The organism is Thioalkalivibrio sulfidiphilus HL-EbGr7 (assembly GCF_000021985.1).
Taxonomy (GTDB): Bacteria; Pseudomonadota; Gammaproteobacteria; order Ectothiorhodospirales; family Ectothiorhodospiraceae; genus Thioalkalivibrio_A; species Thioalkalivibrio_A sulfidiphilus.
Map to the genome: position 1 here is coordinate 733890 of NC_011901.1, position 16104 is coordinate 749993.

Annotated in this window: 15 protein-coding genes; 11 read left to right on the forward strand and 4 right to left on the reverse strand. The window is 65.3% G+C overall.

Going from position 1 to position 16104, the window contains the following annotated elements; all coding sequences use genetic code 11:
• The first annotated feature begins 79 nt into the window (after nt 1-79).
• From TGR7_RS03370 to TGR7_RS03400, 7 genes are all read left to right on the forward strand, one after another.
• Nucleotides 80-1405, forward strand: a complete 1326-nt coding sequence (locus TGR7_RS03370) for a sigma-54 interaction domain-containing protein (protein WP_012637262.1) — start codon at nt 80-82, stop codon at nt 1403-1405.
• 331 nt (nt 1406-1736) lie between these two features.
• Entirely contained in the window at nt 1737-3158 is a 1422-nt protein-coding gene (locus TGR7_RS03375) for a c-type cytochrome (protein ID WP_012637263.1), read from the forward strand.
• A 4-nt stretch (nt 3159-3162) separates the two neighbouring features.
• Nucleotides 3163-4389: a hypothetical protein gene (locus TGR7_RS03380; protein WP_012637264.1), complete on the forward strand. Its 1227-nt coding sequence runs from the start codon at nt 3163-3165 to the stop codon at nt 4387-4389.
• A 17-nt stretch (nt 4390-4406) separates the two neighbouring features.
• On the forward strand, nt 4407-4739 hold the full coding sequence (locus TGR7_RS03385; RefSeq protein ID WP_041442456.1) for a c-type cytochrome: 333 nt from the start codon (nt 4407-4409) through the stop codon (nt 4737-4739).
• A 5-nt stretch (nt 4740-4744) separates the two neighbouring features.
• Nucleotides 4745-6091, forward strand: coding sequence for an NAD(P)/FAD-dependent oxidoreductase (locus TGR7_RS03390; RefSeq protein WP_012637266.1), 1347 nt, complete (start codon nt 4745-4747; stop codon nt 6089-6091).
• Nucleotides 6092-6102: 11 nt separating this feature from the next.
• Nucleotides 6103-6780, forward strand: a complete 678-nt coding sequence (locus TGR7_RS03395; protein WP_012637267.1) for a c-type cytochrome — start codon at nt 6103-6105, stop codon at nt 6778-6780.
• A gap of 111 nt (nt 6781-6891) precedes the next feature.
• Nucleotides 6892-7356 carry a hypothetical protein gene (locus TGR7_RS03400; RefSeq protein WP_012637268.1) on the forward strand — a complete coding sequence of 155 codons (465 nt, stop codon included), beginning with the start codon at nt 6892-6894 and terminating at the stop codon, nt 7354-7356.
• Between the two features lie 51 nt (nt 7357-7407).
• Here the strand turns inward: TGR7_RS03400 and TGR7_RS03405 are convergent, their stop codons facing one another.
• Nucleotides 7408-8328, reverse strand: a complete 921-nt coding sequence (locus tag TGR7_RS03405) for a GGDEF domain-containing protein (protein WP_012637269.1) — start codon at nt 8326-8328, stop codon at nt 7408-7410.
• Nucleotides 8329-8539: 211 nt separating this feature from the next.
• Here TGR7_RS03405 and TGR7_RS03410 point away from each other — a divergent pair, with 211 nt between their 5' ends.
• Complete coding sequence (locus TGR7_RS03410) at nt 8540-10450, forward strand: ATP-binding cassette domain-containing protein (RefSeq protein WP_012637270.1); 1911 nt, start codon at nt 8540-8542, stop codon at nt 10448-10450.
• A gap of 41 nt (nt 10451-10491) precedes the next feature.
• Here the strand turns inward: TGR7_RS03410 and TGR7_RS03415 are convergent, their stop codons facing one another.
• Nucleotides 10492-10803, reverse strand: a complete 312-nt coding sequence (locus TGR7_RS03415; RefSeq protein ID WP_012637271.1) for a hypothetical protein — start codon at nt 10801-10803, stop codon at nt 10492-10494.
• A 230-nt stretch (nt 10804-11033) separates the two neighbouring features.
• On the opposite strand from TGR7_RS03415, the gene TGR7_RS03420 reads away from it, so the two are divergent.
• Together TGR7_RS03420 and TGR7_RS03425 are read left to right on the forward strand one after the other, a co-directional pair.
• Nucleotides 11034-12209 (forward strand): integrase core domain-containing protein, encoded by a 1176-nt coding sequence (locus tag TGR7_RS03420; RefSeq protein WP_012637272.1) that lies wholly within the window; start codon nt 11034-11036, stop codon nt 12207-12209.
• Between the two features lie 127 nt (nt 12210-12336).
• Nucleotides 12337-12966 carry a MarC family protein gene (locus TGR7_RS03425; protein WP_012637273.1) on the forward strand — a complete coding sequence of 210 codons (630 nt, stop codon included), beginning with the start codon at nt 12337-12339 and terminating at the stop codon, nt 12964-12966.
• Nucleotides 12967-13047: 81 nt separating this feature from the next.
• Here the strand turns inward: TGR7_RS03425 and TGR7_RS03430 are convergent, their stop codons facing one another.
• Together TGR7_RS03430 and TGR7_RS03435 are read right to left on the reverse strand one after the other, a co-directional pair.
• Nucleotides 13048-13452, reverse strand: coding sequence for a flagellar basal body-associated FliL family protein (locus TGR7_RS03430; RefSeq protein ID WP_012637274.1), 405 nt, complete (start codon nt 13450-13452; stop codon nt 13048-13050).
• A gap of 149 nt (nt 13453-13601) precedes the next feature.
• Nucleotides 13602-14363 carry a M90 family metallopeptidase gene (locus TGR7_RS03435; protein ID WP_012637275.1) on the reverse strand — a complete coding sequence of 254 codons (762 nt, stop codon included), beginning with the start codon at nt 14361-14363 and terminating at the stop codon, nt 13602-13604.
• 160 nt (nt 14364-14523) lie between these two features.
• Here TGR7_RS03435 and gshA point away from each other — a divergent pair, with 160 nt between their 5' ends.
• The gene (gene gshA, locus TGR7_RS03440) at nt 14524-16098 is read left to right on the forward strand and encodes a glutamate--cysteine ligase (RefSeq protein WP_012637276.1); all 1575 of its coding nucleotides are present in this window, start codon (nt 14524-14526) and stop codon (nt 16096-16098) included.
• Nucleotides 16099-16104: the final 6 nt, after the last annotated feature.

The following is a 16104-nucleotide window of genomic DNA, read 5'->3' on the forward strand; positions in this document are numbered from 1 at the left end:
GGCAGGATCACCGGCTTTTTCTTGTATCCTGACTCTTGTATCTTGTAACTGTCATTTCTGACAGTCTAGGTATGCCGCTATGGCCTCCCCCGCTTCCCCCTCCCCGGAACTCCTCGGTCTGCTGGACTCCCACGACGAGCCGGCGGTGTTGCTCGACCCCGATTACCACATCCTGGCCGCCAATGTCGCCTACCGGCGTGTCTATGGCGAGGTGGGCCGCGGGCACAAGTGCTTCCAGGTTTCCCATGGCTACACGGTGCCCTGTGACCAGGCGGGAGAGAGCTGTCCCCTCAAGGGCAGTCTGGAGACCGGTCAGGCTCAGCGGGTGCTGCATTTGCACCAGACGCCCAGGGGCGAAGAACACGTGGATGTGGAGACCCGGCCCATCCCCGGGGCCGATGGGCATGTGCGCTATGTGCTGGAGACCATGCGCCAAAGCAAGGTGGCCAGTGCCAGGCCCAGCGCAGAGAAGCTGGTGGGTCGTTCCTCTGCTTTCAATCATATGCTGGGGCTGGTGCAGCGGGTGGCCCCCAGCGAGGCGGCGGTACTGCTGCTGGGGGAGACCGGTACCGGCAAGGAGCTGGTGGCCCAGGCCCTCCATGAACTGAGCCCCCGGCACACCGGGCCCTTCGTGGCGGTGGAATGTGCGGGCCTCACCGACACCCTGTTCGAGAGCGAGCTGTTCGGCCACGAGCGCGGCGCCTTCACCGGCGCCACCAGCCTCAAGGTGGGACTGGTGGAGGCGGCCCGGGGCGGCACCCTGTTCCTGGACGAACTGGGCGATATTCCCCTGGGCATGCAGGTGAAATTGCTGCGCCTGCTGGAGACCGGCACCTTCCGGCGGGTGGGCGGCATCGAGCCCCAGAAGGCGGATTTCCGCCTGGTGTGTGCCACCCACCGGGACCTGGAGGCCCTGGTGCGGGCGGGCGAGTTCCGGGAAGACCTCTACTACCGCATCAGCGTGTTTCCCATCCATCTGCCCACCCTGCGGGAACGGCGCGAGGACCTGTCCCTGCTGGCGGAGGCCCTGCTGGCGCGCATCCCCTCGGCCCGGGACAAACGCCTGGGTCGGGATGCCCTGGCCATGCTTCGCGACTACCCCTTCCCCGGCAACATCCGTGAACTGCGCAACCTGCTGGAGCGGGCCAGCCTGCTGGCGGACGACCGGGAGATCGAGGCCCGTCACCTGGCGCTCGGACCCCACCAGACCCGGCAGGAGAACCTGTGCCCCGAATCGGGCGAGATCATTCCCCTTGACGATCTGGAGGGCCGCTACCTGCGTCAGGTCAGTGCCCGCTACCGGGGCGAGCGCCGGGAACTGGCGCGCCTGCTGGGGGTGAGCGAGCGCACCCTATACCGAAAGCTGGAGGGGCTTCGGGAAGGGCGGGATCATGGACAGGATTAACAGGATTAACAGGATTAACAGGATGTAAAAGCATTCAAACGCTGCCGTGTCATCCTGGTGGCCCGTCCCGAATCTTTTGTCATGGCCGCCATATTTGGCGGTCTTTTGTCTAAAACTGCCAAATATGGCGCATCTGCCCGGTCAGTCCTGGCTTGGACGAGAACTAGGCGGCTTGATGGATTTCTCATTATTTCAATCAGTTGACAGCCCCTCCAACGTGTAATCCCCCTGCTGGCATGGCCTGTGCAAGAGGCCTTGCCGATACAACGAAAGGCATCTGTCGCAACGCGCGGCGGACGCTCCGACAAAAGTCCTACAGCAGGGGGTCTCGATGGAACTCATCGGCCTTTATCCCACGTGGTACGAGCCTACGATCGGCAGCGGCTGGGTCGTGGGTCTCATCGCCACCATCCACGTGCTGTTCTCCCACACCTCCGTGGGGGCGGCCATCTTCTTTGCCTTTCTGGCGACCATCGCCTACCGGCGCAACCAGCCCGAGCTGCTCACCTTCATCAAGAAGTACGGCCTGTTTCTGCTGGTGTTCGCCTACGTGGCCGGTTCCATCACCGGTGTCGGCATCTGGTACTCCACCACGGTGGCGAGCCCCCGGGGCATCTCGGCGCTGATTCACAGCTTCGTGTGGAAGTGGGCCACCGAGTGGGTGTTCTTCGTCATCGAGGTGGTGGGCGTGTACATGGTGGTCTACCTGGTGGGCAAGGTGGACCAGCGCACCCACCTGCGCATCACCTGGATCTTCGCCCTGGCCTCCTACGCCACCATGCTGATCATCATCGGCATCCTGTCCTTCATGCTCTGGCCGGGCAAGGAGGCGTGGTTCGCCGAAGGCGGCTATCTCAACGGTTTCTACGGCTCCAACACCTTCGCCCAGTTGGCCATGCGCTCGGCCTTCATGTTCACCATGACCGCCGTGGTGGGCGGTATCGTGGCCTCGCGCCTGACGGACCTGGACCTGCGCCGTGAGATCATCCGCAAGCTGGCCTGGTTGGGCATCGTCTCCACCATCACCGGCACGGCGCTGTTCAGCTGGTACACGAGCACCCTGCCCGAGCACGCGCACCTGGTGATGCGGGCCCGCCTGCCCGACTGGTTCTCCGTGAGTCTGCTGGCGGTGCTGGGCGGCATCCTGGTGTACTTCATCGCCTCCCTGATCCAGCCGCGTCTGCTCACGCCGGTGGTGGCCTCCATCGCCACGGTGTCCATCCTGGTGTTCGGCCTGTGGCCCGAGGAAGTGGCGCGCGAGTCCATCCGCAAGCCCTATGTGGCCGGCGAGTACGTCTACTCCAACCAGGTGATCGGCCGTGACGTGCCGGGCATGGGCATCCGCTCCGAGATTCCGGTGCTCCAGGAACACGGGCTGCTCAAGACCCACGTGTTCCTGCCCGAGGAGCTGCGCGAGGTGACCGGCGAGAACGCCGCTCGGGTAGGCCGTGCCATCGCCCTGTCCATGTGTTCCAACTGCCACAGCGTCACCGACACCGGCATGCGTCCGCTGCGCAACTACCTGGGCGGGCACACCGACGTGGCGCGCATCAAGACCTACCTCAAGGGCGCGCTCACCACGGGCAACACCCTGTACATGCCCCTGATCCCGCTCACCGACGACGAGGCCGAGGCCCTGGCCGTGTACATGGCCAGCCTCAACGACCCGCAGGTGCCGGCGCGCTACGCCGCGCAGCGCGCCGGCATCGCCCGGGCGGATAACTCGCCCGCATCCGTCTCCATGAAGGAGTAAGACCATGGAAACCGAACTGCTCTATGCCCTGCGCGACCCGGCCGGCATCCCTTCCCACCCGGTGATCTTCCTGGTGCTGGGGGTGCTGACCTTCGCGCTGCACATCGCTGCCGTGCAGATGATGCTCGGCGCCTCGACCCTGACCCTGTGGGGCGCGTTCAGCCGCGACGCCCACCGCCGCCGCCTGGCCCAGTCCATGATCAACGTGGCCAAGGTGATGGTGTCGGTGGCCATCGTGCTGGGGGTCGCGCCCTTGCTGTTCGTGCAGGTGATCTACGACCCGTTCTGGTACACCGCCAACGTGCTCTCCGCCTGGTGGGTGATCGGTTTCATCCTGATCCTGCTGGTGGGCTACACGCTGATGTACGTCTTCTACTGGCGCAACCACCACCTGGCGGACACCGCCCGCAAGCCCAGCTGTCCCGGCGCCATGGTGGCCTCCATCGCGCTGCTGCTGGTGGTGGGTTTCATCATGCATGTGCTCTCCCAGCAGATGCTGCAGCCGGAGCAGTGGATGAGCTGGTATGCCCCCAATGGCGACCTGGAGACCCGGGGCACGGCCCTGCACGCCTTCCATCCCTGGCGCTTCCTGTTCTTCATCTCCCTGTCGGCGCCGGTCACCGGTGCGCTGCTGGTGGCCTACCAGCGCTACTTCCGCGCCCGGGACGACGTGGAGCCCGCCTATCTGGACTGGGTGCGTGACCTCGCCTATCGGCTGATCAACGTGGGCGGCGTGGTGGCCCTGGTGCTGGGCGCGGTGTGGATGGCGACCCTGCCGGAAGCGGTGGCAGGTTTTGCCTTCTCCCCCTGGGTGTGGGTGTCAGCCGCCGGTCTACTGGGCTTCGTGGGCTTCGCCCACTGGGTGCGTGGCAAGGGCAATAGCCCCTGGGCCTATGCCGTGCTCGGCGTGGGCACCGTGGCCATCATCCTGGTGGCGGTGGCCCGGGAGGCCCTGCGCTGGGCGAAGCTCCACGGCGTGCACGGTTACAACGCCCTGGATTACCCCATCAACATGGACTGGTACAGCACCCTCACCTTCTTCGTCACCTTCGGCGTCATGGGCGCCGGCGTGCTGGCCTATTACCTGACTGTGGCCTGGCGTGCCGGGCAGACGCAGGGGGTGTACACCGCCAGCGCCGTGGTGGACCGCATGGGCAACATCGCCATCGCCATGCTGGTGCTGTGGATCGTGCATTACTTCGTGCTCGGCTTTGTCTGGTGGGCGCTGTGATGAGGAGGCAGAAGACCGTGAAGAAGTTCGCTTACGCACTCGCCCTGATCGTGGCGCTGTTCGCTGCCACGGTCCATGCCCAGGCGTCCGAGACACAACAGAGCGAGCGGCCCACGGGCGAGATGATGGGCAACACCTGCGCCGCCTGCCACGGCACCCATGGGCGCCTCGGCAGCGCCGCCTTCGTGCCCCTGGCGGGCATGGCGGCGGAAGAGTTTGTGCGCGCCATGCGTGCCTTCCGTGACGGCAGCCGTCCCTCCACGCTCATGCACAGCGTGGCGGTGGGTTTTAGCGACGAGGAATACCAGGCCATGGCCGAGTTCTTCGCCGCCCAGCGAATCGAGGAGTAGAGACCATGCAGCGACGTGATTTTCTCAAGGCCCTGGGCGCCGGCGCGATGCTGGCCTCGGGTCTTTCCATCAAGAGCGTGTTCGCCAGTGCCACACCCCACGTGGTCATCGTGGGCGGCGGGGTGGGTGGCGCCACGGCGGCCAAGTACCTGAAGCTCGCCGACCCGAATATCCGCGTGACGGTGATCGAAAAGAACCCGGTCTACATCCGTCCCTACGGTTCCAGCGAGGTGCTCAACGACCACATCGGCATGACGGAACTGGAGGTCCGATACGATCGCCTGCGGGACCGCTACGGCATCGAGTTCCTGTTCGATACGGTCATCGGTGTGGACCCCCTGGCACGTACGGTACGCACCGCCGGCGGCGTGCAGCTCAACTACGACCGCATGATCGTCTCGCCCGGCATCCAGCTGCTCTACGATCGCATCGAAGGCTACAGCGCATCCGTGGCCGAGAGCCGCATCCCCAGTGCCTGGATCCCGGGCCACCAGACCCGCCTGCTGCGCGACCAGCTGCACGCCATGCGCCCGGGCGGCACCTTCGTGATCGTGGCCCCGCCCAACCCCTATCGTTGCCCGCCCGGGCCCTACGAGCGCGGCGCGCTGATGGCGGAGTGGTTCAAGGTCCACAATCCCACGGCCAAGGTGATCATCCTGGATTCCAAGGACAACTTCGTGCCGGGTCCCAGCATGCTGCTGGGCTGGAACCGGCTGTACGGCTACAACGTGCCGGAGCGCTTCCGGGAGGGTATGCCCACCGAGGGAGAATGGCCTATGAAGGCCCACGAGGAGCCGGGCATGCTGGAGTGGGTGGCCGGGCGCGACGGCGGCCGGGTGCTGTCCGTGGATCCTGCCGCGCTCAGCGTCGAGACCGAGGCCGGGCGCTTCCAGGCGGACGTGCTCAACATCGTGCCGCCTATGGTGGCCGGCCGCGTGGCCTTCGATCTGGATCTGGTGGATGGTACCGGCTACTGCCCCATCGACCGCCGCACCCACGAGTCCACCCGCCACCCGGGCATCCACGTGATCGGCGATGCCTGCGTGGCCGATGCCATGCCCAAATCCGGCTTTTCCGCCAATACCCAGGCCAAGGTGGCGGCCCGGGCCGTGGTGGATCTGCTGGCCGGGCGCGACACCCAGGTGCCCCTGTGGGAGAACACCTGCTATGCCCTGGCCGGCACCGAGTACGGCCTGTACGTGGCCGACATCTTCCGCCTGGTGGATGGGCGCATCACACGCACGGAGGGGCCACGCTTCCTGCCCCTGGATGCCTCCCGCGCCCAGATCCGCATCGGTGCCCTGTACCAGCAGAACTGGATGCGCACCTTCACCGAAGACTGCTTCGCGTAGGGGAAAGAACCATGAAGAAACACCTCTTGCTGATCCTGCTGCTGTCTCTGCTCGGCGGTCAGGCCTTCGCCGAACCGAAGCACGGCACTGCCGAGTCCTGGACGCCGGTGCGCCTGCACGCCGCGCTGGCCGCCATGCCCGAGGGCGATGTCGAGCGGGGTGCGCAACTGCACGCCGCGCTGTTCTGCGCCTCCTGTCATGGCGAGCGGGGCGAATCCCTGAGCCGCCACTGGCCGGCGCTCTCCGGTCAGCGCGCGCCCTACACCTACAAGATGATGCTGGACTATCGCGACGGTCTGCGCCACGAAGACGCCCGGGCCGAGATGATGGTGGTGCTGGCGCGCATGATGACCGAGCAGGACATGGCCGACGTGGCCGCCTTTTATGCCGCCCAGCCCCTGCCGGGCAGCGCACCACTCAAGAAGGGACACCCGGTGAACGACCTGGTGCGTCGCGGCGATCCCCAGCGCCTGATCACCCCCTGCGCCAGCTGTCATGGCGTGGAGGGGCAGGGCGGACGCAACGAGACCCCCTCGCTGGCCGGCCAGCGCCCCGAGTACCTGGTGCGCACCCTCAAGGCCTTCCGTGACAACACCCGGCACAACGACGTGCACCAGGGTATGGCCCAGTTCGCCTGGGATCTGACCGACGAGGAGATCCGCGCCCTGGCGGATTACTACACACGTTGAAATGGGAAGGGGAATGAGGAAGTGAGAAGTGAGAAGTGAGAAGAAAACCTTAACTCCTAACTCCTAACTCCTAACCCCTAACGCTTCACTTGAAACAACGGAGATCTGATCATGCGTAAGTCTTTATTCGCTGTAGCCCTGCTGTTGCTGCTCGGCACCGGAAATGCCCTGGCCCAGGGTGGTGTTGAGCGCGAGCTTTCCCGTCCCATTGTGGCCTTCATGCCACTGCTGGTGCGTCATGCCGACGCCCTGGGGCTGACAGAGGCCCAGCGGGCCTGGGTGGGTGAATGGCGCGCTACGGCTCCGGCCCGTCGTCAGGCGGTGGAGCAGGAGCAGCTGAAGCTGCGTCAGCAGCTGCGGGCAAACGTGCTGACCGGTGCGGACCTGTCCGATCGCGAGGCCATCGCCGAGCAGATCGGGCAGCTTGAGACCCAGCTGGTGAACATGCGCATGAACTGTGTACAGGCGGTGCGCGAGAATCTCACCGCAGAACAGTACCGGATGCTCACCGATCTCTACCGCAGCAGCCAGGCCGAGGGCGATTGCGTCCCCGGCACCAGTGCCATGTGTCGATGAAGTGGGAGGGGGGGGAATTGGGAAGTGAGAAGTGGCCTCTTTTCTCACTTCTCACTCCTCGCTTCTCACGACTCTGTCCCGTCCAGCCTGTTTGGCGGTGTACATGGCCTGGTCGGCACGGTCGAACAGGCTAAAAGCACTATCCGTTGGGCGGGCCATGGCCACCCCGATGCTGGCGGTCAGGGTGAAACCCGGGGCGGCGGACTGCAGCGCCTCGCAATTGCGCAGCACGCGACGGATGCGCTCGCCCGCCAGTAAGGCGTCCTCGGGACTTTCCGTGCTCATGAGCATCACGAACTCTTCACCGCCATAGCGGAACAGCATGTCGCTCTCCCGGGTGGCCTCCTGCAGACAGTCTGCGGCGGCCTTGAGCACCTGGTCGCCGGCGGAATGTCCCAGGGTGTCGTTGATGCGCTTGAAGTGATCGATGTCCACCACCAGCAGGGCCAGGTGCTGCTGACCACGGCGTAGGGCGGCCAGTTCGCGGGGCAGCAGGTGATCCAGGGCGGCGCGGTTGTAGAGTCCGGTGAGGGTGTCGGTCTGAGCGGCCTCCACGGCCTGGCGATAGAGCAGGCTGTTGCGCAGGGGATAGATCAGCACGCTGAGCAGGTTCTCCACCTCGGTCAGTTCCTCTTCCCGGAACTTGCGTCCGCGCAGGAAGCGCAGCTCACCGATCTCTTCGCGTTCCACCACCAGGTTGTAGCAGCAGCTGTGCCGTGACAGCCGTCCCCAGGACAGGTGCAGGCCCAGACCCGGGTGGTCGTAGGTCATGCCGTCATGGGGAAAGGCCCACTGAATGGCCTGGGTGAACAGTTCCAGGGTGCGCTCCAGCTCCAGGCTGGTCTGCAGGCGCTGGGCCAGTTCCGTGGGGCTGAGGGGCGCGGCTGTGGGGCCCGTACCGAGGGCAGGTGCGTTGCCGGCCTGGGGGGCCTGGCGGCTCATCAGCAGCGTGTTGAGGAACTTCGTTTTCATGATCCTGGGATCTCCCTGGCGTGATGTGCTTTTCTAAGCCAGATTCGTGCCACCCATAAAAATCAAATAAAAACAGATAATTAAATTACATTGCTCGTGGGTGTGCCGGGATAATGACGCTTGGTGGGAGGCCCCAGGACGCCCTGGGGCGGCAGGCGTCAGAAAACCGTGTCGTGAGTCCCGGGGCCCCTCGCTGCTACACTTCGCGCCCATGCTCCAACTCACCGATCTGACCCTTCGCCGCGGCCCCCGCATCCTGTTCCAGGACGCGGACCTGGCCGTGCACGCCGGCTGGCGGGTGGGACTCACCGGCGCCAACGGCACCGGCAAGTCCAGCCTGTTTGCCCTGATTCGTGGCCAGCTGTCCCCGGACAGCGGCAGTTGCGCCCTGCCGCCGGACTGGGTGATCGCCACCGTGGCCCAGGAAACCCCCGCCGTCTCCCGCTCCGCCCTGGACTACGCCATGGACGGGGACGTGGAATTGCGCACCCTGCAGGCCGAGCTTGCCGAGGCCGAGGCGGCCGAGGACGGTACCCTCATGGGCACCCTCCATGCCCGCCTGGATGCCATCGACGCCTATCGGGCCGAGAGCCGGGCGGGACGTCTGCTGCATGGCCTGGGCTTCACGGACGCGGATCTGGGGCGGCCGGTTTCGGATTTCTCCGGTGGCTGGCGCATGCGCCTGAACCTGTCCCAGGCGCTCATGTGTCGATCCGATCTGCTGCTCCTGGATGAGCCCACCAACCACCTGGACCTGGACGCCGTGCTGTGGCTGGAACAGTGGCTCACCAGCTACCCCGGCACCCTCATGCTCATCTCCCATGACCGCTCATTCCTGGATACGGTGGTGGACCACGTGGTGCACATCGAGCAGCAACGGGTGAGCCTCTACACGGGCAACTACAGCGCCTTCGAACTGCAGCGCGCCGAGGCCCTGGCACAGCAGCAGGCGCTCCATGAGCGCCAGAAGCGGGAGGTGGCACACATGGAGGCCTTCATCACCCGCTTCAAGGCCAAGGCCAGCAAGGCGCGCCAGGCCCAGAGCCGGGTGAAGGCCCTGGAGCGCATGACCCTGGTGGCCCCGGCCCACGTGGACTCGCCGTTTCATTTCACCTTTCCGGCCCCGGCGCGCCTGCCCAACCCCCTGTTGCAGCTGGAGCAGGTGCAGGCGGGTTACGGGGACAAGGCGGTGCTCAAGGGCGTGCAGATGGCCCTGCGTCCCGGCGACCGCATCGGCCTGCTGGGGCCCAATGGCGCCGGCAAGTCCACCCTGATCCGGGTGCTGGCTGGTGCCCAGCCCCCCCTGTCCGGTGAGCGGGATGCGGCCCCGGACCTGGCGGTGGGTTATTTCGCCCAGCACCAGCTGGAGCAGCTGGATGCCCAGGCCACGCCGCTGTTGCATCTGCAGCGCATCAATCCCCGGGCCACGGAACAGGCCCTGCGCAATTTCCTGGGTGGCTTCGGTTTCGCCGGTGATGCCGCGACTTCCCCGGTGGCCCCTTTTTCCGGCGGCGAGAAGGCCCGCCTGGTGCTCTCCATGCTGGTCTACCAGCGGCCGAATCTGCTGCTCCTGGATGAGCCCACCAACCACCTGGACCTGGAGATGCGCCTGGCCCTGGAGATCGCCCTGCAGGAATACGAAGGTGCCCTGGTGGTGGTCTCCCATGACCGACATCTGCTGGAGTCCGTGTGCGATGACCTGTGGCTGGTGGCCGGGGGCGAGGCCCGGCCCTTTGAGGGGGATCTGGAGGATTACCGCCAGTGGCTCAGCCGGCAGGATCGGGCCCCGGCAGCGAACACCGACGCTGCACAAGCTGTGTCAGTCGCCACCCCTACCCAGGATCGTCGCGCCCAGCGCCGGGAGGCGGCCCAGGCGCGCCAGCGGCTCAAGCCCCTGCATGACGCGGTCAAGCGCCTGGAGAGGCGTCACGGTGAACTGGAGACGGAGCAGGCGCGCATCGAGGCCAGTCTTGCGGACCCGGCCATTTACGATGAGATCAACAAGGCGAAGCTGCAGGACCTGCTCGCCCGCCAGGGCGCGCTGGCTGCAGAGTTGGCGTCAGTGGAAGGGGAGTGGATGGAAGCGCTTGCGAAGCTGGAAGGGGGGGAGGTTGAAGGTTGAAGGGGGAAGGCGAAGTTCAAATCGCCTTCCCCCCTCATGTGTCAGTGAGGCCGGTGCAGATAAGGCATCTCACCCCGATGCACCATGTGGCGGATCAGATCCACCCTGCCTGGTGCTTCCTGGTTGAGTTCCTCGGCGCATTGGGAGGGCACATGGGCCGTCTCCGCCAGCAGCACCTCGAGCTCCCTCAGATCCACTTTGGGGGTGGTCAGCTCCTCCGGGGCGGGATTCTCCTTCATGCGGGTTTCCCAGAACATACGCGGGTGCCAGCAGTGGAGCTGAACATCGGGGTTCTGGAATAAGTCCACACAACGGCGGTTGAGTTTCTCGTGAGTGGTGGAAGTGTTCGCCATGGAAAGCCTCCTTTGTTCACGGGTGGGCTGAATGAAGTGCCTGCCTTTAATCCTAGTAAATTCGTCGGATGTTTCAACCGCAGGTGAGGGGTGACGCAGACCCCCCACCCCCTCCCTAGCCCTCCCCCGTGAGGGGGAGGGGATTAAGGTACAGACCGGTAACATCGTTTACAGATTAAACCGGGCACATGGTTTACAGGTAACTTGCGTCGGCGAGGAGGAACGAGCCGATGCCCTGGAAAGAGACCTGTGCCATGGATCAGAGAGTGCAATTTATCGGTGCCTGGCTAAGCGGGCGCTATAGCAAGAGTGCGCTATGTCGCCATTTCGGGATCTCGCGTCCCACGGGCGACAAGTGGATCAGGCGCCACGCGCTTGTGGGTGTGGACGGACTCAAGGAGTCCTCCCGTGCGCCGCACAACCAGCCCAACAGGATCAGCGAAGCGCTGTGCGAGCGCATTGTGCAGGCCAAGCTTGCGCATCAGGATTGGGGCCCGAAGAAGGTGCTCGACTGGCTACGGGCCAGGGAGCCCGAGGTGGTTTGGCCGGCCGATAGCACGGGCGGGGAGATCCTGCGCCGTGCCGGGCTGGTCAAGCCCCGGCGCCGACGCCGGGTTGTGCCGCCCCATGAGGCGCCGTTTGCCGACTGTGAGCAGTCCAACGCGGTGTGGGCGGTGGATTTCAAGGGCGATTATCGCCTGGGCGAGGGTAGGCGCTGTTATCCACTGACGCTCAGCGACAGTTTCAGCCGGTATCTGTTGCTGTGTCGGGGGCTGGCGCGCCCCAGCGGGGCTGCGGTGCATCCCTGGTTTGAATGGGCGTTTCGTGAGTACGGCCTGCCCCAGGCGATACGCAGCGACAACGGCGCGCCGTTTGCCTCGCGGGCGGTGGGCGGACTCAGTGCGTTGTCGAAGTGGTGGATCGATCTGGGGATACACCCGGAGCGTATCCGCCCCGGGCGGCCCGATCAGAACGGGCGCCACGAGCGCATGCATCGCAGCCTCAAGGGCTGGCTCGGGACGCCGGCCCAGGGCCTTGAGGCCGAGCAGCGGCGCCTGGAGGCCTTTCGGGCAGAGTACAACTGGGAGCGCAGTCACGAGGCGCTGAGCAGGCGCACGCCAGGCAGCCTGTACGCCGCCTCGCCCCGGCCCTATCCGCCGTGCATCGAGCCGCCGGACTATGATCAAGGGGTCGAGGTGCGCCGGGTACGAAACAATGGCGAGATCAAGTGGCGCGGGCGGCTGATCTACCTCAGTGAGGTGCTGATCGGTGAGCCGGTGGCGCTTGAACCGGCCGGGGACGGGCTCTGGGAGCTACGCTACCGGTTTCACCCGCTTGGGCTTTTGAACGAGCAAAACGACCGGATCACCCCAGCCAGGGGCTGGCATGGTGATCCCAAGGTGTAAACCATGTGCCCGGTTTAATCTGTAAACCATGTCCGGCTTGCACATAATACTTTGGACGCCTCCCGCCTCCCGCCTCCCGCCTCCCGCCTCCCGCCTTCCGCCTTCCGTTGCCCGCTATACTGCACGCATGTTCGAGACCCTGCTGGCGGCCTTTGTGCTTCTGTTCATCGTGGTGGACCCCATCGGTGTGGCAGCCATTTATGCAGCCCTGGTCCAGGGTGCCGATCGGCGTGAGCAAAAGCGCATTGCACGCAATGGGGTGCTGCTGGCCACGGGGATCCTGCTGACCTTCATGCTACTGGGCAACGGCCTGCTGGCCATGCTGGGTATCAGTATTCCCGCCTTCAGGGTGGCCGGCGGGGTGTTGTTGTTCATCCTCTCCCTGGACATGATCTTTGCGCGCCAGTCCGGGCTGCGGGCGACCACGCTCAAGGAGCAGAGAGAGGCCGTGCGCAGTCAGGATATCTCCGTTTTCCCGCTGGCCTTTCCCCTCATCGCGGGCCCCGGTGCCATGACCACGGTGCTGCTCATGGCCTCCTCAGGCCATGACGCGTTGGTGCTCACGGGGCTGATGGGCGTGGTGCTCCTGGTGCTGGCCCTGGCGCTCATAGCCCTGTGGTTTGCGCCGGTGATCGTGCGAGGCCTCGGGGAGACGGGGATCAACGTGGTCAACCGCATGCTGGGCCTGATCCTCAGCGCCCTGGCGGTGCAGTTCATCCTGGATGGGGTGCGGGTGGGACTGGGGCTGGGAGGATAAGGCTGTTCTTTACGGCTGTGTTTAGTGCCTGGTGTTTTGTTCTTTGTACAAAGCACCAGGTACCAAGCACAAAGAACAGCCTTACTGAATCAAAAAGCTGGTGAAATACAGGGCATCCACGGCCGGACGGCCGGAGTGGGTCTCCAATGCGGCGCGGATGGCGCCCAGGGCCTCGGCGCGCAATTCCTCGCGATTCTCCACGGGCCTCACCTCGGCGGGGTCACGACCACCGAAAAACACCAGCAGGGTATCCCGGATCACCGGCATGTGGGTCTGTACCGCCGCGGCATCTTCAGGGGATTCCACCTGCAGTTCGGCAACGATCTGCAGGTACTGGGCGCGGGTCGGATTGGCCAGGTTCACCACCAGGGGCGGGTCCAGGGCGATGTAGGGACGGAAACTTTCCTGGGCGGCACTGACCGGCACCAGCAGGGAGCACAAGAACAGGATGGCGAGGGTCGAACGCCAGGGAAACATGTGTCGCATGGTTCAGGATTCCAGATCGATTGCCGGGACGTGTGGTAACACCCTTGTGACTGCGCCAACGCCCACGGGTTCAGCAGCGGTGCGCGTTCATTGTAGCCCCCAAAGGGATGTGCCGGGGCGGGACCCGGTCCGGATTTTCCCGCCGTAGGTCAGTCGGGCGCGGGAAAGCGACCCAGCGGGTCCTGGCGGTAGAAGCCACAGAACTGCGCGTAGACCGCGGGATAGGTCCGGGCAAGGGTACCTGGATCGGCAAAGAAATATTCGCTGGCCACGGCAAAGAATTCAGCCGGGTCGGTGGCTGCATAGGGGTCCAGGGGAGGCTCCGCGCCGTGATCCAGGTACTGGTTCAGGTTCTCGAAGGCCTCGTTCATGACCCTGGACCAGGTGTCTACGGACATGTCCCGGTGCAGGGGCGGCATGCCATTGGCCTGGCCGTTGCGCATGTCCAGTGTGTGGGCGAACTCGTGCACCACCAGGGCCTCGCCGTGGGCCACCTCCGCCCAGGAGAGCAGCACCGGACCCCGTTCCCAGGCCTCGCCGCTGCGAGGTCCCTGTTCCCGGTGCACCACGCCGGCCTCGTCGATATATTCGTGTTCCGTCAGGAAATCATCGGGGTAGACGATGATGGTCACCCAGTCCTCGTACCACTCAAGGCCCAGGTTGAGGATGGGCAGACAGGCCTGCAGGGCGATGTCCAGGGCCATGGCCGGGTCAAGCTGCAGCCCCCGCACGCCCAGGAATCGTTTCTGATGCAGGAACAGGGTGGCCAGGCGGCGCAGGCGCGCGGTCTCCTCGTCTGACAGGCGGGCGAGCATGGGCAGGGCCCGCAGGCCGGCATCCCACAGGGCCGGGTCGATGGGCTCGTTTTCCAGAATGCGCCGCTCGCGCCAGACCTTGAATCGATTGAGCATGGGCTGTGTCGGGTTTCAGGGCAGGGTATAGTGCCCGGCCCATTATGGCCCCCCGGTCTATGATGGCCCAAGGACGGCCCGGACCCATGTCAGTGGTCTGACTTGTCGGCGGTGGCAGATCACGGGTATCTTGACCCGATTTTCCCCGGAGCCCCGCCCGTTGACCCAGTCCCTCAAAGCCCGTCTCCAGCGTCTCCAGGACGCAGGTCACCTGCCACTACTCCATGGCGCCCTGATGGGGCTGGAGAAGGAAAGCCTGAGGGTGAACCCGGAGGGCGGCATTGCCCGCACGCCCCATCCGCCGGCCCTGGGCTCGGCCCTGGCACACCCCTGGATCACCACCGATTATTCCGAGGCGCTGCTGGAGTTCATCACGCCGCCTTTCGCCGACCCCCGCCAGGCCCTGGAGTTTCTCTGCGACCTGCAGACCTTCACCTACCCGCGCATGGGCGAGGAGTTCCTCTGGGCCACCAGCATGCCCTGCGTGGTGGCCGGGGAAGATGCGATCCCGGTGGCCCGCTACGGCGATTCCAATGCCGGGCGCATGAAGACCGTTTATCGACTGGGCCTGGGCCATCGCTACGGGCGGGTGATGCAGGTGATCGCCGGGGTGCATTTCAATTTCTCCGTCCCCGAGGCCTTCTGGCCGGTGTTCCAGAAACTGGAAGGCCACAGCGGCAGCCTGCGCGAGTTCACCGACGCCAGCTATTTCGCCATGATCCGCAACCTGCAGCGTCTGGGCTGGCTGGTGCCCTACCTGTTCGGCGCCTCACCGGCGGTGTGCAAGTCCTTCCTGGCGGGCAAGCCCACGCACATGCCGGAGTTCAACGAAAACACCTATTACGAACCCTATGCCACCAGCCTGCGCATGGGGGATATCGGCTACCAGAACCGCAAGGAGGAGGAGACCGGCATCAAGGCCTCCTACGACAGCCTGGAGGCCTACACCGACAGCCTTGCCTGCGCCATCGGCACACCGTCACCGGAGTATGAAAAGCTCGGCGTGGTGGTGGACGGGGAATACCGTCAGCTCAACGCCAATATCCTGCAGATCGAAAACGAGTACTACAGTTCGGTACGCCCCAAGCCCATCGTCGAGGGCAACGAGAAGCCCGTGGTGGCCCTGCGCAAGCGGGGCGTGCGCTACGTGGAACTGCGCTCCCTGGACGTGAATGCCTTCGAGCCCCTGGGGGTGTGCGAGACCCAGCTGCGCTTCCTGGAGGCCTTTATGTTCACCTGTCTGCTCATGGACAGCCCGGTGATCGGTGAGGTGGAACGTCTGCAGATCGATCGCAACCAGAGCGCCGCGGCCCACCGGGGCAGGGATCCGTCTCTCAGGCTGCTGCGCAACGGCGACGAGATCCTGTTGCGCGACTGGGCCGATGAGGTGCTGGTGGCCATGGCACCCCTGTGCGCGGCCCTGGATGGAGACGATCCCGCCCGGCCCTACAGCAGCTCCCTGGCCCGTCAGCAGGAGAAGGTGGCCGATCCGTCCCTGACGCCCTCCGCACGCATGCTGGCGGAGATGTCCGAGCGCGAAGAGGGCTTCTATCGCTTTGCCCGTCGCCTGTCGGTGCAGCATCAGGCCTATTTCCGGGGGCGGGGCCTGAGCCCGGAGCGGGAAGCGCAGCTTGAGGCCGAGGCGCGGGACTCCCTGGCCCGGCAGCAGGCCATTGAAGCGGCCGACGACTGCAGTTTCCCCGAATACCTGCGACGTTATTTCGCCCAGGCCTGAAGATGT